Source organism: Paraburkholderia sp. BL25I1N1, assembly GCF_003002025.1.
Taxonomy (GTDB): Bacteria; Pseudomonadota; Gammaproteobacteria; order Burkholderiales; family Burkholderiaceae; genus Paraburkholderia.
Map to the genome: position 1 here is coordinate 39,731 of NZ_PVZB01000006.1, position 18,044 is coordinate 57,774.

The 18,044-nt window shown below is 64.0% G+C and carries 16 protein-coding genes; 10 read left to right on the forward strand and 6 right to left on the reverse strand.

Going from position 1 to position 18,044, the window contains the following annotated elements; genetic code table 11:
- The first annotated feature begins 53 nt into the window (after positions 1 to 53).
- The 8 genes from B0G73_RS10805 (at position 54) to hutC (B0G73_RS10840) (ending at position 7,696) form a co-directional block, all read left to right on the forward strand.
- Positions 54 to 893 carry an arylamine N-acetyltransferase gene (locus B0G73_RS10805; protein ID WP_106280526.1) on the forward strand — a complete coding sequence of 280 codons (840 nt, stop codon included), beginning with the start codon at positions 54 to 56 and terminating at the stop codon, positions 891 to 893.
- A gap of 13 nt (positions 894 to 906) precedes the next feature.
- Positions 907 to 1,587 carry an isoprenylcysteine carboxylmethyltransferase family protein gene (locus tag B0G73_RS10810; RefSeq protein ID WP_106280528.1) on the forward strand — a complete coding sequence of 227 codons (681 nt, stop codon included), beginning with the start codon at positions 907 to 909 and terminating at the stop codon, positions 1,585 to 1,587.
- Between the two features lie 294 nt (positions 1,588 to 1,881).
- Positions 1,882 to 2,742, forward strand: coding sequence for a transporter substrate-binding domain-containing protein (locus tag B0G73_RS10815; protein ID WP_106280530.1), 861 nt, complete (start codon positions 1,882 to 1,884; stop codon positions 2,740 to 2,742).
- Positions 2,743 to 2,835: 93 nt separating this feature from the next.
- Positions 2,836 to 3,558 (forward strand): ABC transporter permease, encoded by a 723-nt coding sequence (locus B0G73_RS10820; protein ID WP_106280532.1) that lies wholly within the window; start codon positions 2,836 to 2,838, stop codon positions 3,556 to 3,558.
- 14 nt (positions 3,559 to 3,572) lie between these two features.
- Entirely contained in the window at positions 3,573 to 4,328 is a 756-nt protein-coding gene (locus tag B0G73_RS10825; RefSeq protein WP_106280534.1) for an ABC transporter permease, read from the forward strand.
- A 35-nt stretch (positions 4,329 to 4,363) separates the two neighbouring features.
- Positions 4,364 to 5,155 carry an ABC transporter ATP-binding protein gene (locus B0G73_RS10830; protein WP_012426714.1) on the forward strand — a complete coding sequence of 264 codons (792 nt, stop codon included), beginning with the start codon at positions 4,364 to 4,366 and terminating at the stop codon, positions 5,153 to 5,155.
- 38 nt (positions 5,156 to 5,193) lie between these two features.
- Entirely contained in the window at positions 5,194 to 6,843 is a 1,650-nt protein-coding gene (gene hutH, locus B0G73_RS10835) for a histidine ammonia-lyase (protein ID WP_106280535.1), read from the forward strand.
- 124 nt (positions 6,844 to 6,967) lie between these two features.
- Complete coding sequence (hutC, locus tag B0G73_RS10840; protein WP_181196532.1) at positions 6,968 to 7,696, forward strand: histidine utilization repressor; 729 nt, start codon at positions 6,968 to 6,970, stop codon at positions 7,694 to 7,696.
- Positions 7,697 to 7,719: 23 nt separating this feature from the next.
- On the opposite strand, the gene hutC (B0G73_RS10845) is transcribed toward hutC (B0G73_RS10840), so the two are convergent.
- The 5 genes from hutC (B0G73_RS10845) to B0G73_RS10865 form a co-directional block, all read right to left on the reverse strand.
- On the reverse strand, positions 7,720 to 8,523 hold the full coding sequence (gene hutC / locus B0G73_RS10845; protein ID WP_106280539.1) for a histidine utilization repressor: 804 nt from the start codon (positions 8,521 to 8,523) through the stop codon (positions 7,720 to 7,722).
- Between the two features lie 54 nt (positions 8,524 to 8,577).
- Positions 8,578 to 9,456, reverse strand: a complete 879-nt coding sequence (locus B0G73_RS10850) for an amino acid ABC transporter ATP-binding protein (protein ID WP_106280541.1) — start codon at positions 9,454 to 9,456, stop codon at positions 8,578 to 8,580.
- A 19-nt stretch (positions 9,457 to 9,475) separates the two neighbouring features.
- Positions 9,476 to 10,138 (reverse strand): amino acid ABC transporter permease, encoded by a 663-nt coding sequence (locus B0G73_RS10855; RefSeq protein WP_106280542.1) that lies wholly within the window; start codon positions 10,136 to 10,138, stop codon positions 9,476 to 9,478.
- A gap of 21 nt (positions 10,139 to 10,159) precedes the next feature.
- Positions 10,160 to 10,810, reverse strand: a complete 651-nt coding sequence (locus B0G73_RS10860; protein ID WP_106280544.1) for an amino acid ABC transporter permease — start codon at positions 10,808 to 10,810, stop codon at positions 10,160 to 10,162.
- Positions 10,811 to 10,906: 96 nt separating this feature from the next.
- A complete protein-coding gene (locus B0G73_RS10865; protein WP_106280546.1) occupies positions 10,907 to 11,734 on the reverse strand; it encodes a transporter substrate-binding domain-containing protein in 828 nt (275 codons plus the stop codon).
- Positions 11,735 to 12,040: 306 nt separating this feature from the next.
- On the opposite strand from B0G73_RS10865, the gene B0G73_RS10870 reads away from it, so the two are divergent.
- On the forward strand, positions 12,041 to 13,030 hold the full coding sequence (locus tag B0G73_RS10870) for an isopenicillin N synthase family oxygenase (protein ID WP_106280547.1): 990 nt from the start codon (positions 12,041 to 12,043) through the stop codon (positions 13,028 to 13,030).
- Complete coding sequence (locus B0G73_RS10875; RefSeq protein WP_106280549.1) at positions 13,027 to 14,439, forward strand: FAD-binding oxidoreductase; 1,413 nt, start codon at positions 13,027 to 13,029, stop codon at positions 14,437 to 14,439. Before B0G73_RS10870 ends, B0G73_RS10875 begins: the two co-directional genes overlap by 4 nt.
- A 63-nt stretch (positions 14,440 to 14,502) precedes the next feature.
- Here the strand turns inward: B0G73_RS10875 and B0G73_RS10880 are convergent, their stop codons facing one another.
- Complete coding sequence (locus B0G73_RS10880) at positions 14,503 to 17,961, reverse strand: alpha/beta fold hydrolase (protein WP_106280551.1); 3,459 nt, start codon at positions 17,959 to 17,961, stop codon at positions 14,503 to 14,505.
- Positions 17,962 to 18,044 lie beyond the last annotated feature (83 nt).

An 18,044-nucleotide genomic window follows, 5' to 3' on the forward strand; every position in this document is an offset into this window, starting at 1 on the left:
ACACGCGTGGCCAGCAAGCGTCCCGCGCGCAAACCCACACCGGAACCCTGCCGATGTCGCACACAGTGAATCTGGACAACTACTTCGCCCGCATCGGCTACGAAGGGCCGCGCGCGGCAACGCTGGAAGTGCTTCAGGCGCTTCACCGATTGCACCCGCGCGCGATCCCGTTCGAGAACCTGAATCCGCTCACGCGGCGCGCGGTGAAACTGGACCTCGAATCGGTCGAACGCAAACTCGTCACCGAACACCGCGGCGGCTACTGTTTCGAACAGAATGCCCTGTTCGCCGACGTGCTGATGCAGTTAGGCTTCACGGTCACGCCGTTGCTTGCGCGCGTGCTGTGGGGCCGGGAATCGGACACACCGCCGCCGCCGCGCACGCACATGGTGTTGCGCCTCGACATCGACAATGAAGCCTGGATCGCGGATGTGGGCTTCGGCAGCGTGACGCTGACGGCGCCGCTGCGCCTGACCGCCGGTCTCGCGCAGCCCACGGAACTCGGCACGTTCCGTCTCGCCGACGCATCGCGCGGGGCGCTTTATCTTGAAGTCCAGGCGCGCGACGAAAGCTGGGCGCGGGTGTATCGCTTCGATTTGCATCCGGTCGAGTGGATCGATTACGAAACCTCGAATTGGTACACGTCGACTTCGCCGGAAGCGATTTTCGCGAGCACGCTGATCGTGTGCCGCGTGTTGCCCCAAGCGCGGCTCGCGCTACTCAACGACCAACTGAGCGAGCGCGCCGCTGATGGGCGGCTCATCAGCGAACGGCAACTCAAGAGCGCCGGCGAACTGGCGGCGTGTCTGCGCGATCAGTTCGGCATCAACACCGGCGACCTCGACATCGCCGAGATATTCGACCGCGTGCGCACGCCGGCGCAAATCACGTAGCAACTAAAACGCCATGGTCGCGCGCCTCATCTTTCAAACGGTGGTCTGGCTGGTCGGCATGGGCGCGCTGCTGTTCGGCGCGGCGGGCACCTTTGCGTGGCCGGCCGCGTGGTGGTATGTGATCGAGCTGGGTGTGCTGAGCCTGTGGATCGGTTTGTGGCTGGCGCGTCATGATCCCGGGCTGCTCGCCGAGCGGCTGTCGCCATTCGTGCAGGCGCAGCAAAGCCGCTGGGACCGCATTTTCATGGTGAGCGTCTCAGTGGCATGGTGCGCCTGGCTGGTCCTGATGGCGTTCGACGCGATGCGCTTTCACTGGACCGCACCATTGCCCGTCGCGCTGGTCAGTCTCGGCTCGCTTTGCGTGGCGCTCTGCCTCTTCATGTGCCGCTTCGTATTCCAGGCCAATAGCTACGCCGCGCCGGTTGTGAAGATCCAGGCGAGCCGCGGACATAAGTTGATCGACACCGGGCTTTACGCGCACGTCCGTCACCCTATGTATTCCGCGGCGCTGCTGCTGTTCGTCGGCACGCCCTTGCTGCTCGGCTCGTGGTGGGGCCTGGCCTTCGTGCCCGTCATGGTGATCGGCGTCGGCTGGCGCGCGGTGCGCGAAGAGCGCGTATTGGCCGCGCAGCTCGACGGTTACGCCGATTACATGACGCGCGTGCGCTATCGCTTCGTGCCGTTCATCTGGTAGGGCGCAACGGGCCTGAGGCGCCCTCGCGCGTATTGGCTCAGCTTGCATCAACCTGTCTAGACAAAGTGGCTCGCGCTCGCTCGCGCCGCAACGCACATCATTCATCTTTCCCGCATTAAAAACTCCCCGCAAAGCCGCGCCGCGCAGTGTCGACTAGGGGCTTACCCGATGATTCCGCTAATTTCTCGCAAATTCTCTTGCGACCGCTTTTTGACTCATGCAGACTTGTCTATACAAATTAAGCAGTGATTAAACATCCGGTTCGACGGTTTCCTCAATCAAAGGAGTTTCGACGTGAAAGTGAAGCGCTCAACGGCAGCAAAAGCATTGATCGGCGCCGTGCTCGGCGCCGCGGCGATTTTCGCGGCACCGGTGCAGGCCAAAGACTGGAAGACGGTGACGATCGCGCTCGAAGGCGGCTACGCGCCGTGGAATCTGACCTTGCCGGGCGGCAAGCTGGGCGGCTTCGAACCCGAACTGGTCGCCAACCTGTGCGAGCGCATCAAGCTGCAATGCAATCTGGTGGCGCAAGACTGGGACGGCATGATTCCCGGTTTGCAAGCGGGCAAGTTCGACGTCCTGATGGACGCGATCTCGATTACGCCGGAGCGTGAAAAGATCATCGCCTTCTCGAAGCCGTACGCCGCCACGCCCGCCACGTTCGCCGTGGCCGACGCGAAAGTGCTGCCGAAGGCGGCGCCGGGCGCCGGCGTCGTCAAGCTGTCGGGCGACCCGAAGGCCGACCAGCCGACCGTCGACGCGTTGCGCAAGCAGTTGAAGGGCAAGACCATCGGCATCCAGTCGGGCACGGTCTACACCAAGTTCATCAATGACGGCTTCAAGGACATCGCCACGATCCGCGTCTACAAGACCTCGCCCGAGCGCGATCTGGATCTGGCCAACGGCCGCATCGACGCCTCGTTCGACGACGTGACGTACTACGCCGCCAACATCGACAAGAAGGAAACCGCGTCGATCGTGATGGCCGGCCCGAAGATCGGCGGCCCGATCTGGGGCCCGGGCGAAGGCCTCGCGTTCCGCAAGCAGGACGCCGACCTGAAAGCGAAGTTCGACACCGCGATCAGCGCCGCGCTCGCCGACGGCACCGTCAAGAAGCTCTCCGACAAGTGGTTCAAAACCGACGTCACGCCTTGATTCGCCTTCACGTTAAGAGGTAACGGCAGGCGCGTGGCGACAACCTGCACGCGCCGGCCGGTTCGATCCGCCGTAACGGATAAGAGGTAGGAAATGGCTCTGATACAGATGCTCGGCTTCGGGCCGGAAGGCTGGGGCGGCGTATTGCTGCTCGCGGCGTTGATGACGGTGGCGCTCACGCTCGCGGCGCTCGCGGTCGGCGCGGTGTTCGGCGCGCTGGTGGCGGCCGCCAAGCTGTCGCGCTTTCGCACGCTGCGCGTGATCGGCGATATCTACACCACGGTGTTTCGCGGCGTGCCTGAACTGCTCGTCATCTATCTGTTCTATTTCGGCGGCTCGACGCTCGTTACGACCGTCGGCCAGTGGTTCGGCGCGGAAGGCTTCGTCGGCGTGCCGCCGTTCGTGGTCGGCGCGCTCGCCGTGGGCATGATTTCGGGCGCCTATCAGGCCGAGGTGTACCGCTCGGCGGTGCTGGCGGTGTCGCGCGGCGAACTCGAAGCCGCGCGCTCGATCGGCATGCCGACGCTGACCATGGCGCGCCGCATCCTGATTCCGCAGGTGCTGCGTTTCGCGTTGCCCGGTATCGGCAACGTGTGGCAACTGAGCCTGAAGGACTCGGCGCTGATCTCGGTGACGGGGCTCGCCGAATTGCTGCGCACGAGTCAGGTGGCGGCGGGTTCCACGCATCAATACTTCACGTTCTTCGTCGTGGGCGGCGCGCTCTATCTGCTCATGACCAGCATCTCGAACCGCGTCTTCAACCGTGCCGAAGCGCACGTGGGCCGGTCCTTCAAGCGCAACTTCGCGCGTAACTGACAAGGGCGGCCATCATGCATTTCGACTTCGACTTTCTGTTCGACACGATCAAGCAATTGCTCGGGGCCGTGCCGACCACGCTCGGCCTGTTTTTCTGCTCGCTGATTCTCGGCGGCCTGCTTTCGCTCGTGATCGTCACGATGCGCGTGTCGCCGCACTGGCTGCCGAATCGCTTCGCACGCGCTTACATCCTCGTGTTTCGCGGCTCGCCGCTGCTGATCCAGATGTTCCTCGTGTACTACGGCATGGGCCAGTTCGGCGTGATCCGCGAGAGCTTCCTGTGGCCGGTGCTGCGCGAGCCCTACATGTGCGCGGTGTTGTCGCTCGCGCTATGCACGGCGGGCTATACCGCTGAGATTATTCGCGGCGGTTTGATGGCCGTGCCGGTCGGTCAGATCGAAGCAGGTTATTCGATCGGCCTGTCGGGCTTCGCGCTGCTGCGCCGCGTGATCGGCCCGATTGCCTTGCGCCAGTGTTTGCCGGCGTATTCGACTGAAGCGGTGCTGCTCGTCAAATCGACGGCGCTCGCGAGTCTCGTCACCGTGTGGGAAGTCACCGGCGTCGCGCAGCAGATCATTCAGCAAACCTATCGCACGACGGAAGTCTTCATCTGCGCCGCGCTGATCTATCTGTTCCTGAATTTCGTCATCGTGCGACTGCTCGGCATGCTCGAAACGCGTCTGTCGCGCCATCTTCGCGCGGCGCGTCCGCAGGCCGCGGCGAACCGTCCGGTTTCCGCCACCACCGAAGCACGCCGCGCCGCGCCCTGAACGGCCGCCCATCCTGGATGAATCTGGAGAATCCCATGAACGCTACGGCACCCGTTGCACTGTCGGTCAAGAACATTCACAAATCGTTCGGCGATCACCACGTGCTCAAAGGCATTTCGCTCGACGCCCATCAGGGCGACGTGATCTCGATTCTCGGCGCGAGCGGTTCGGGCAAGAGCACGTTCCTGCGCTGTCTGAATCTGCTCGAAACGCCCGACGATGGTTCGGTCTCGCTCGCCGGCGAAGAGTTGAAAATGAAGCGCCGCGGCGACGGCAAACTGCAACCGAGCGACCGCCGTCAGGTGGACCGGGTGCGCTCGCAACTCGGCATGGTGTTTCAGAACTTCAATCTCTGGTCGCACATGACCGTGCTGGAAAATCTGATCGAAGGGCCGATGCGAGTGCAAAAGCGCAGCCGCGCCGAATCGGTGGAAGAGGCGGAAGCGCTGCTGGCGAAAGTCGGCCTCGCGGAAAAACGCGGCCACTATCCGGCGCACCTGTCGGGCGGTCAGCAACAACGCGTGGCGATTGCGCGCGCGTTGGCCATGCATCCGAAAGTGATGCTGTTCGACGAGCCGACCTCGGCGCTCGACCCCGAACTGGTGGGCGAAGTGCTGCGCGTGATGCGCTCGCTGGCCGAAGAGGGCCGCACCATGCTGGTGGTGACGCACGAGATGGGTTTCGCGCGCCATGTATCGAATCGCGTGATGTTCCTGCATCAGGGGCAAGTGGAAGCCGACGGCACGCCCGACGAAGTGTTCGTCGAATGCAAGTCCGATCGCTTCCGGCAATTCGTTTCGAGCCATCAGGACCGCACCACCAACTGATCAGCATCACCAGGTAATCTACCAAGCAGAGCACTGACATGGCCGTGATCCGTTCCAATCGTCCTCTCGACTGGGCTCAGGTGGCAGCGGTTGCCGCCGGCGAGCCGCTCGAACTTTCCGCCGACGCCCGCGCGCGCATCGCGGCGGCGCGCGTGCTGGTCGAACAGATCGTCGAGCGCGGGATTCGCGCGTATGGCGTGAATACCGGCGTCGGCGCGCTGTGCGATGTCGTCGTCTCGCCGGGCGAGCAGCGCACGCTGTCGCGCAACATTCTGATGAGCCACGCGGTCGGCGTCGGCGCGCCGCTCGGCGCCGCCGAAACGCGCGCGGTCATGGCCGCGGCCGTCAACAACTTCGCGCACGGACATTCGGGGATTCGCCTCGAAGTCGCGGACCAACTGGTGGCGCTGCTCAACGCGGATTGCCTGCCGGAAGTGCCGGCGTTCGGCTCGGTCGGGTATCTGAGCCATATGGCGCACATCGCGCTCGTTTGCATCGGCGAGGGCTACGCGCGCTATCGCGGCGAGCGGATCAAAGGACGCGACGCGCTGCAGCGCCTCGGGCTCGAACCGCTCGTGCTCGAAGCCAAGGAAGGACTGAGTCTCGTCAACGGCACGCCGTGCGTCACGGGCCTCGCCGCGTTGGCGCTCGCGCGCGCCGAACGCCTGCTCGACTGGACCGATATGGTCGCCTCGATGAGCTTCGAGAATCTGCGCGGTCAGCTTGCCGCTTTCGACGAAGAGTCGCTGGCCTTGCGTATCTCGCCGGGCCTGAACCTGGTCGGCGGACGGATGCGCGCCGCGCTGGCCGATAGCGGGATTCTCGCGGCGGTGGTCGGCCAACGCACGCAAGACCCGCTGAGCATGCGGACCATTCCACACGTGCACGGCGCCGCGCGCGACGTGCTCACCGCGACCGCCGACGTGGTCAATCGCGAACTCGCGTCGATCACCGACAACCCGATCGTCGCCGGCACGCCGGAGGAGCCGCGCGTGTATTCGCAGGCGCACGCAGTGGGCGCCTCGATCGCGCTGGCCATGGACAGCCTCGCCACCGCGATCGCACAAGTCGCCGCAATGGCCGAGCGCCGCCTCGACCGTCTGGTCAATCCGCTGGTGAGCGGCTTGCCGGCGTTTCTCGCGGAGCCGGGCGGCACCTGTTCCGGCTTCATGATCGCGCAGTACACGGCGGCGTCGCTGGTCGCGCAGAACCGGCGGCTCGCGCTGCCCGCGAGTCTCGACGGTGGCATCACCTCGGCCTTGCAGGAAGATCATTTGTGCCATGCGACGCCCGCCGCGTTGAAGGCGCTGGAAATCATCGACAACGCCGGACGCATCGTCGCGATCGAATTGCTGGCGGCCGCGCAAGCCTACGACCTGCAAAGTATCGACGCGCCACGCGCGCCGCACACCGGCGCGCTCTGGCAGCGCGTGCGTCGCGTCGTGCCGACTTACCGCGACGACCGTCCGCTCGCGGACGACATGAGCGTTGCCTTTCGCATGATCGCCGACGAGGCGCCGCCACCGCTGCCGAACCCTGGTAAGATCGGCCCTCGGCCGCTCAGGTCCGCCGACGGCGCGGATCTGGCGGCACCTGGCACGCTTGTGAATCTGGCGGCCGCGGGTCACGTGCGTGCGGCGGCGGGCGTCGCCGTCAACGACGGCCAGGCTGCCGCGCACATCGCATGACGCAGACGACGCCGGTGAGCGGGCTATCCGCCGGCAAGCCGGCCATGGTGTACCAACCAGGTACAACCGGCGTACCACCCACGAGGTCGGAGTGAACACAACTACAAGCACGCGAACCGCGGAGATGCAGGGCCGCCCTGATCGCAGCCAGGAGACACCGGCGAAAGCCATGCCGGCCTATGAGCAGATCAAGCGCTATGTAATCAGGCGCATCAGCGAAGGGGACTGGAAACCCGGCGGACTGATTCCGTCCGAGACCGAACTGGTGAAGGAGTTCGGCGTCGCACGCATGACAGTCTCGCGCGCGTTGCGTGAATTGACCACCGAACGCGTGCTCACACGCGTGCAAGGTTCCGGCACGTTCGTCGCGCCGCAGCGCTACGAATCGACGGTGCTGGAAATCCGCAATATCGCCGATGAAATCGCCGCGCGCGGCCATCGCCATTCGGCACGCGTGCTGACGCTCGAACCGAGCGACGACCCGCAGGCGCTGGAAGCGCTCGGTCTCGCCAGCGGGCCGGCCTTTCATTCGTGCATCGTGCACAGCGAGGAGGGCGAGCCGATCCAGTACGAGGACCGCTACGTCAACCCGAAGGTGTTCCCCGATTATCTCAACCAGGATTTCACGATCGAGACGCCGAATCACTACATGGTGCGGCTGGCGCCGATTCAGCGCGCCGAGTTTCGCATCTATGCGCAGAAGCCTGACGCCTATGTGCGCCGGCATCTGCTGATGGATATCGGCGAGCCGTGTCTGCAACTCTGGCGCCGCACGTGGGTGGGCGACGACGTGGCGACGTCGGTGCAGTTATGGCATCCGGCGTCGCGTTTTCATTTGGCGGGGAACGTCTAACGCGATTTAACACGCAACGCATTTCACCCCTGGCGTTGCGACAATTCCGGCGAGAAGCGGCAGCCGAGCCGGTAGCGCGACCCAGGGTGCACGAAACGCGCGAACGTGACCGCCACGCCGCTTGTCCACGTGCGGCGCATCAGCGTGAGGCAGGGTTCCTCCGCGCGAATTTCAAGCAGTTCCGCTTCGGCGCGCGTGGGCAGGCCGGCGTCGACCACGTGCTCGACGTCGTGCGCCGGTACGATCTCGAACAGATATTCCGACGGCCGCATCGCCGAAAAATCCTGCAGCAGAAAATCCGGCGCGATAGCCGGATTCACATAGCGATCCTCGAGCTGCACGGGCAAGCCGTTCTCGCGATGCACGCAAATCACATGAAATACCGAAGCGCCCGGCGCGAGGCCTAACGCATTCGACACCATCACGGACGCCGTCTCGCGTTGCGACAGGACCGTGTCGCAACGGTATTCATGGCCGCGCGAGCGGATCTCGTCGCCGATATGGGCGATCATCAGCAGCGTGGATTGCGGCTTGCTTTGCGCGACAAAAGTGCCGACGCCCGAGACGCGCGTCACAAGTCCTTCTTCGGCAAGTTCGCGCAGCGCGCGATTGACCGTCATGCGCGACACGCCAAGCGTCGCGACCAGATCGAGTTCCGACGGCAGACGGTCGCCCGCGCGGCGCTCGCCCGATTCGATGATCTGCCGGATATGGCTCTTGACCTGTTCGTAGCGCGCGGCAGGCGCGTCGGCCGCGCCGCGCGCGGCTTTCAGCGCCGGCGCGGAAAGCGGCTTGTCGTGGGCGCGGCTGCGGACTGTGGAGGACATGGCGGCTCTTGCGTCAGTGTCCGCATAAGACAGGAAGAGGCCGGCGGCGCGCGTTCATAGCGGCTGTGCGTCGTTGGGACCACGCGTCCAGAATGCGTTGCGGTCGAAGTAGTTTTGCAGGAACTGCCGCAAGCGCGGTTGTCCCGCGTCGTGAAAGACATCGCGCGGTTTGCCTTGCACGGCGATCCGGCCTTGATCGATGAACATGACTTTGTCCGCGACCTGCGCGGCGAAGCCCATTTCGTGTGTGACCACCGCCATCGTCATGCCGTCGCGCGCGAGCTGCTTCATGACTTGCAGCACTTCGCCGACCAGTTCCGGATCGAGCGCCGAGGTGGGCTCGTCGAATAGCATGATATGCGGTTCCATCGCCAGGGCTCGTGCGATCGCCACGCGCTGCTGCTGGCCGCCGGAAAGTTTGGCCGGATACGCGTCGCCCTTGTGCGCGAGGCCGACTGTTTCGAGCATCGCGTTGGCGCGGCGGCGCGCTTCGTCGCGCGACAGATGGCGCACACGCAGCAGCGATTCCATCACGTTGCCGAGCGCCGTCATATGCGGCCACAAGTTGAACTGCTGAAACACCATGCCGACGTTGCGCCGCACGCGATTGATTTCGCTTTGCGACGCGCGCACGCGTTTGCCGTTGCGCTCGCTGTAGCCGAGCAGTTCGCCTTCTATGCGCACGTCGCCCTGATCGTAGGTTTCGAGCGCGGCGAGACAGCGCAGCAGCGTGCTCTTGCCCGAGCCCGATGGCCCGATGATGCACACCACTTCCGAGCGCGCAATCTCGAGATCGACGCCGCGCAGCACTTCGACTTCGCCGAAGCGTTTGCGCAGGTCGCGCACTTCGATCAGCGGCGCGCCGGACGATAGTCCGACGCTGGTGGAGGACGCGGAGGACGCGGAGGAGGGCATGTCGGCGATAGCGTTCATAAGAGAGTCCTCTTTCCGTTTATGCCATGAAGCGCGCGATGCGTGTTTCGGCCCACATGCCCGCGCGCGAAGTCAGTTCGACCAGCGCGAGATAGCACACGCACAGCACCAGCAGCGTTTCGACGAAAGCAAAAGTGGCCGAGCCGATGCCGGTCAGCACGAACGTGAGTTCGGGCACGGTGACGATGGACAGCACGGCCGTTTCCTTGCTCAACACGATGATCAGATTGGTCAGCGCGGGCACGATCAGCACGAGCATTTGCGGCACCTGAATGCGCAGGACCGCTTGCCAGCGCGTAAGGCCGAGACACGACGCCGCTTCGAGATGACCCGGCGGCACCGATTGAAAGCCGGAGCGAAAGGCTTCGGCGAAATACGCGCTGCCGTAGAGGCCCAAACCGAGCACGCCGGCGGTCATCGGCTCGAGCGTGAGGCCGAAAGACGGGCCGCCGTAATACAGCAAAAAGAGTTGCACGAGAAACGGCGTGCCGCGAAACAGCTCGATATAGACGCGCAACACGCCGCGCACCCAGCGTCCGCAAAAGAGTTGCAGCACGGCGATCAGAAAGCCGATCAGGATGCCGATCGCGACACCCGCGGCCCACGTGCCGAGCGTCGTGGCGAGGCCCGCGGCGATCGGCTGCAGGTTGTGGGTGATGACGGCGGGATCGAGCGTTTGCATGGCGTGATGTCGATGTCGGGCTCAGGCGTGCTGCAAGCGGTATTCGGCGGCGTGCGCGACGAGCGCGAGCGCGCCGCAGATCACGAAGTAGATCAGCCCGGCCGCGACGTACGCTTCCAGCGGACGATACGTGCTGGCCGCAATGTTCTGCGCGGTGCGCGTCAACTCGGCCACGCCCACCACCGAGATCAGCGACGAGGCCTTGATCAGCAGCACCATTTCATTGACAAGCGAGGGCAGGGTCAAACGGAACGCTTGCGGCACGAGAATGCGGCGCAGCATGTCGAACGGCGAAAGCCCGAGCATGCGCGCGGCTTCGAGATGGCCTGGCGGAACGCTGAGAAAACCGCCGCGCAGGATCTCGGCGATATACGAGGCGGAGCATAACGACACAGCGCTGAGCGCCGCCACGATCGGCGACACGTTGATGCCCGCGAACGGCAACAGGTAATACACGAGCAGCAACTGCACCAGCATCGGCACACCGCGAAAGAAGAATACATAGGCGCCGCCGAACATGCGCGCCGCGCGGTTCGGCGAGAGCCGCGCCGCGCACACGCCGATCGCAACGAAGAAGCCGATCAGGAGACCCGTCAGCGAAATGCCGATGGTGGCGAGCGCCGCGTGCAGCAGCAGCGGCAAGCCCTGGAGGAAGACGGTCGTGCTGAACATAAGCGTCGCACTCGCTGGAACGGGGAGGGCGATACGGGCCGTTGAGACGCCCGCATCGCGTGCATCAGGACATGTGCATCGACATCAGAGCGTCGATCAATAGTTCGGCGTGGGCATGGTGGTCGGCGCATCCATCGCCACACCGAACCATTTCTTCTGCAACGTGGCGAGACGTCCGTCGTTATGCATTTTCACGAGCGCGGCGTTGAACGCATCGGCGAGCGGCTTGCTGTCCGCATCTTTACGCAGGCAGTAGGCGAAGTACACCTTCGCGCCGAACGGCGGCTGCACCACGGCGAAGGTTTCCGGGCGCTGCTTGGCCACGTACGCGATGTTGGTCATGGAGTTCGCGACCGCCGCGATCCGGCCGGCGGCAAGATCGGCGTAAGCCTGATTGTTGTCGACATATTCGCGGATTTCAGGCGGCTTCGGCAACGTGGCGACGTAGGCTTTCAACTGGTCGAGTTGCGCCGAGCCCTTGCCCGCGCCGACCGTCTTGCCGACGATATCCGACGATTGCTTGACGGAGGTATCGTTCGCGCGTTTGAGCAGCGCGTCGGTGGCGTCCGCGACGGGCAGCGTGTACGTATAGCGCTCCATGCGCGCCTTGGTGACGGTGAGCGGGCCGCCCACCATGTCGAACTTGCCGGCTTCGAGACCCGGCAGCACGCTCGGCCACGGCAAGTCGATAAAGCGCACCTTTACGCCCATTTCCTTGCCGACTTCGGCGAACAGGTCCTTGTTGAAGCCTGCCTGCTGACCGTTTTCGAGGAAGTCGAAGGGCGCGAACTGCATCTCGGTGCCGACTACCAGTTCGCCGGCTTTCTTCACTTTGGCGAGCTGGTCTTCCGCGTGGGCGGTGACGCTTGCCGCGCACAACGCCAGCATGACCAAACGACACTTCCAGCCTGCAAGGATGCTCATGAGATTCTCCGGTTGGCAAAGCGGTGTCGCGCGAAAGTGCTGCATGAAACGAGTCCGGTGCGAACTCGGCGCGAGTCATGCGAGGCAGTATATACCGCAGTTTTCGTGCGAAATAAATAAACAGGCGAGTAGAGAGAAGCCCTTACGCGAAGCGCTGTGAAGCACCTTGCAGGTGTGCTTTTGGCGGTATATACAACTGCAATGCACGAGACGGGAAGGCGTCTTCCCGCAAACGCTTGAACCGCCATTTTCATCAGCCGATTCAGTCGATTCGGCCGATTGAGCCGCCCATCCAGGAGCAGCACGATGCCCGTGACCCGCATTCCGATCATCGATCTCGCCGGCGTTCGCGCGGGCGATCCGCAAGCTTTGCAGCGCGTGGCGCAAGAAATCCGTGAAGCGTGCACGACGATCGGCTTCTTCTACATCGTCAACCACGGCGTGCCGCAAGCCTCGATCGATGCAGCCGCGCAAGCCGCGCGGCGCTTCTTCGCGTTTCCGGTGGAGACCAAGCGGCGCGCGGCGGTCAATCAGCGGCATCGCGGTTTCAATGCGCTCGGCGACGCGACCATGTATCAGGCCAAACGTCCCGACTACAAGGAGTTCTTCAGCATCGGCCTCGAATTGCCGGAAGACGACCCCGACGTGCTGGCCGGCCAGGCGCTGCGCGGACCGAACAACTGGCCGGACTTCATGCCGGAGCTGCGTCCCGCGCTGTATGGCTACTACGAGGCGGTCGCGGCATGCGGCGCCGATCTGCTGCGCGCGGTGGCGGTGAGCCTCGGCGTCGACGAACACTTCTTCGCGCCGCGTTACACCAAACGGATGCAGCGCACCCAGATGGTCTACTATCCGCCGCAGCCGCCCCAATCGGATGACGATCAGTTCGGCGTCGCGCCGCATACCGACTACGGCTGCATCACGCTGTTGTGGCAGGATCAGGTGGGCGGCCTGCAGGTGCGAGAAATTGCAAACGATACGTGGGTGGAGGCGCCGCCGGTCGATGGCAGCTTCGTGGTCAACGTCGGCGATCTGCTCGCGCGCTGGACCAACGACCGCTTCCGCTCCACCTTGCATCGTGTGATCAATGCATCGGGGCGCGAGCGCTATTCGATCGCGACGTTTTATGATCCGACTTACGGCGCACTGGTCGATCCGCGTGATCTCGGTACCAGCGACGCCGATCTCAAGTATCAGCCGGTCGCCGCGGGCGACTATATTCTCGGGCGTATCAACGACTCGATGGGTTATCGGAAGAAACACGCCGTTCAAGGCGCGCAAGGAACCACCGCATGACAGACAACAGCACGGCGAATCAAGCCGCGCCGCTTTCGGCGACGCTCGACGCGTTGCGCGCCGCGCTCGGTGAAGACAGCGTACGCGTGGGCGAGCAGATCGGCGAACACGCCATGACGGACTGGACGCGCCATCAACCGACGCGACCCGCCGCCCTGTTGCTGCCGCGCACCACCGAAGAAGTCTCGCGCGCGCTCGCTATTTGCCACGCGGCTCGTCAGCCGGTAGTGCCGCAAGGCGGCATGACCGGCCTCGCAGGCGGCGCGATTGCGCGCGCGACGGATATTGCGTTGTCGCTCGAACGGCTCGTCGGTGTGGAGGAGGTCGATAGTGCGTCGGCCACACTGACCGTGCGCGCCGGCACCACGTTGCAAACCGCGCAGGAAGCCGCCGCTGAGGCCGGCTTCGAACTCGCTCTCGATCTCGGCGCGCGCGGGTCCTGCCAGATCGGCGGCAATCTCGCGACCAACGCGGGCGGCAACCGGGTGATCCAGTCGGGCACCGCACGCGATCAGGTGCTCGGCCTCGAAGTCGTGCTCGCCAATGGCGACGTGCTGACGTCGCTCGGCAAGATGGTCAAGAACAATACCGGCTATGACCTGAAGCACTGGTTCATCGGCTCGGAGGGCACGCTCGGCGTGATCACGCGCGCGGTATTGCGATTGCATCCGCAACGCGCCGCGCGCCATACGGCGCTGGTCGCGCTCGACGGCTACGATGCCGCCGTGAGCCTGCTGCGCCGTTTGACGACGCGCTTCGGCAACGATATCGGCGCGTTCGAAATCATGTGGCCGGACTTCTACGACTTCGGCGTGAAGCTGACCGGCACGCGCTCGCCGTTCGCCGACGCACATCCGCTCTATGCACTGATCGAACACGCCAGCTTCGATTCGGCCGACGACGGCGAGCGTTTCTCCGCCGCGCTGACCGAAGCGCTCGACGCGGGTGCGATCCGCGACGCGGTGATCGCGCAGTCGGTGGCCGATGTGCGCGCGCTTTGGGCGATTCGCGAATGCACCGCGGAGTTTCCGGTGCGGCTCGATGCGATCAACTTCGACGTGAGCTTGCCGATCGGCGAGATCGGCGTCTTCGTGGACCGCTGCCGTGCGGCGCTCGATCGGCGCTGGCCGGGCAACGCGTCGTATTTCTTCGGGCATATCGGCGATTCGAATCTGCATGTCACCGTGGACGGCCATTCCATTCCCGGCGTCGATCATCATACGGTGTACGCGTTTGTCTATGACATGCTGGGACCGCTGCACGGTTCGGTGTCGGCGGAACACGGTATTGGTTTGCTCAAGCGCGAGTTCCTGCCGATCTCGCGCTCGCCGGCGGAATTGGCGGCAATGGCGGCGATCAAACATGCGCTCGACCCGCACGGCATTCTGAATCCGGGCAAGCTGTTCTGAGCGACACGAAAGGAAGGCGCGCAAGACCTGCACGCGCCTTTCATGTACCGCCAACGTGCTGCGTCAATGCGCGTTCAGATACTTCACGATCACGGGGTAGACGTCCACCGCGGCATTCTTCCCGAAGATGCAGTCGATATGTCCATAGCCGGGAATGATGGTCCGCTCGTACGGCTGCTCGGGAAAATGCTTGACCAGCATGTCAAAGGTGAGTTGCGTACTGATCGGCAGATAGGTTTCGTTTTTATCGCCGTGGATGAACCCGATCGGCCGGCGCATGCCCTCCAGTCCTTTCATGCCGTCGGTGCCCGTGAGATAGACATCCTTGCCTTCGGCATCGACTACCTTGTGTGCTCTCACCATCGTGGCCAGATGCTTGAATACGCCGACGTCGTGCACACCGAGAATTTCCTGCAGGTTCGAGTGAAGCGTCTGGTTCAACTGCTCATGTTCGTAGAGCAGGCCATACAGAAAAGTCGCTCGATGGCAGATCGGATTGCCGCAACCTTCCTTGTGATTGAGCGGGTAGAACTTGAGCGCTTCATCGAGCAGGTTCTGTGGCCACGACTTGTGTTCCGTATACGCGGTCACGTCCAGCAGGCCGAGATGTTCCATGAAGTCGGGAATATGCAACCCGGCCTTGATCTTCTCCAGCGTGCCCGGCACCGGATGCGCCGACACCTGCGAAATGAATACCGACCGCACGCCCTCGAGTCCGTACAGCAGCGACATGGTCAGCGCCACGCCGCCCATGCAATGCCCGAGCGCCTGAATCTCCGGCACGCCGGTCAATTCGCGGATTTTGGCGACCGCGGACGGAATGTCCTCGCGCGCCACTTTGTCCACGTTGGTCGGCACGAACACGCTCGGCATTTCGATGCTGACGCGCAGATCCACGAGCCACACGTCGTAGCCGGCGGCGAACAGGTACTCGACCATGTTGGTCGCAATCAGGTCGGTGGAGTAGATGCGGCTCGATACGCCCGAGCCGTGAATCAGCAGCACCGGACGCGCCGCTTTGCGCGCGGGGTCGTGATAGCGGGTGAGCCTGAGCTTCGTGCCGTCGGGCGTATCGAAGAACACGATTTGCGGCGCCGGCGCGCGTAATGCGCGCTTCAGACGCGGCTCCGCTTTCGGGTCGAAATACTGCAAGGGTGCGGCCACGCCGCCGTATTCGGTGAACAGCACGCCCGCGAAAAACTTGCCGAACTTCAGGGTCCATTCGAGACGCGTCTTCAGATCGGGCGCGTGGGTGACTTCGAGCGTGCGCTGCTGCTTGAGGAAATTTTCCGGCGTGATGATCAGCGTCGCCTTGCCGAGCAGCGGCGCATCGGCTTGCGCCGACTCGCGGACCTCCGCATAGAGCGTGTTGGTCTGCTCCCACAGATTGATCGGCGAAGTGCGCGTGATGATCTTCTTGCCGCTCAGGAAGTACGTCTTGCCTTCGGTGGCGTTGAGCGTCATGCGGTAATTCATGTTGCGCTCGTCCACATCCGACTCGTTGACCACGAACAGATTGAAGGTGCCGTTGGAGATCGTCATCGGCTGCGCGGAGAGCGCGGGGCAGGTCAGCGTGCCAGCCGTTTGCGCCAGATGCTGCGGATTGCTGATCATATCGGCGAGGTCTTCCGATTCGACGGTCAGCGTGAACTCGATCGGGCTCGTGGCCGCTTCGCCTGCCACGACCGGCGTATAGGTGCCGACCATCGTTTCGGTGAAGTGCAGGCCGATCTTCTGCGGCGAGGAGGGCGTCAATGACGAGGACGCGGCCTCCGGCGTCGGCGGAGGCGGCAAGGTCGGCGTGGCGGCCGCGCTGTCTGCTGGCGCGGCGCTGAGCGGATGCGTGGCGAGCAGCAACTCGCAGTTGCGTTCGGCCAGCGCGGAAATGGTCAGAAGCGGATTGACGCCGAGCGACATCGGCATGACGGCGCCGTCCATCACGTACAGGCCGTCATGCACCGCGTTGCCCGTGGCGCCGCTGAACACGCGGCCCATGTGATCGACCACGCCGTGCTCCGCATCTTCGCCCATGCCGCAGCCGCCGAGCGGGTGCACGGTGACGGTGCGGTTGCCGAGAATATCGGTGGAAATCGGATTGCGCATGTATTTGCCGCCAAGCGGCACCGTCGCCTGCTTGAGCACCTCTTCGACTGCCTGGAAGATCGGCTGCTTGCCGGCGTTCTCCCACACGATGCGCGGCTGGCCTTTGTCGTCCACGTCGATCTCGCCGTTTTCGTCGTCGTGCGCCATGACGAGGTAGCTTTGCGTGTGATGCAGCGCGCCGTGATACGGGCCGCGCAGAAAGCTCGTGGCTACGCGGGCGTCGTAAGCAAGTTGTTCCTCGAAAGAGCGCGGCGCGACATCCACGCCTTCTATCGGCGCGGCGGCGCCGAGCAGGCCGACCAGCGCCGCGCCCACCGGACCGGCGAGCGAGCCTTCTTCGATCACATACCCGTCTCTGACGTTGGGCGTGCCGCGATGATCGATGAGCCCGGTGATCGTCGGCCCGACCGGAGGAATCTCGCCCTTTTCATGCGCACCCCAGCCGACGCCGTTGATTACCGGCTCGGTGTTGTAGGCGAAAGCGAGCACGTCGCCATTGCCGGTAAAGTGTTTGCCGAGCATGTTGGAGACGCTCAAGCCCTGCTTGCGCGAGCGCAGCAGCAAGGCCGTCGAGCCGATCGTGCCGGCCGACACGATGACGATATCGGCGCTCACGAACAGATCGGGCGCGCCAAAGCTTTCGCGGCCGAGGCTCACCAGCTGATAACCCACGATCCATTTCCCCGTGGCCGCGTCGCGCAGCACCGAATGGACAGCGGTGCCCGTGAAAATCTGCGCGCCGTGCGCGACGGCGTCGGGCAGATAGTTCATGTGCGTCGAATTCTTCGCGTCGTAATTGCAGCCGGAATTACAGTCGCCGCAGCCGACGCAAGCCTTCTGCTCGACGCCCGCGGCATTCGTGCGGTCCACAAAGGTGACGGTGATCTCCGGACGCGAGAACTGGTCTTCCATGCCGAGCGCCTGCGCCGACTTTTCGAGTGCCTGCAGTTTCGGCAAGGCCGGATAGCTCAGCGGCACCGGCGACGGTTGCAGCATCGCTCGCGCGTCCGCATACCCTTTGTCGCGTCCAGCCTTGTCGGCGCGCAACGCGGCCGGCCAGCGCGGGTCGTCCCACAGGCGCGGGTCGGCTTCGAGCGCGACGTTCGCGTTGATCAGCGAGGTGCCGCCGAGACCGCAGCCCACTACCGCGTTCACATCGTCGTTCACATGCACTTCGAGCAGCGCCAGCGGTGAGCCGATATGCGCCAGCGCCGTGTTGTATTGCACTTCTTCGGTGCCCTGAAACGGCGTGCGGGGAAATTCACCGGCCATGAATTCGCGTCCGCGTTCGAGCACGCACACGCGGCGCCCGGCACGCGCCATACGGCTCGCGGCGATCCCGCCGCCATAGCCGGAACCCACCACAACCACGTCATAATGCGATTGGATTGCAGTCACGACGCTCGATAAGCGGTTCATCACGACCACCTCGTCTGGAATGGAATGCGGGGAAAGACAACCAGGACTTCGGAAGCAAGACGGCGTGCGGCGACAGCTTTTTT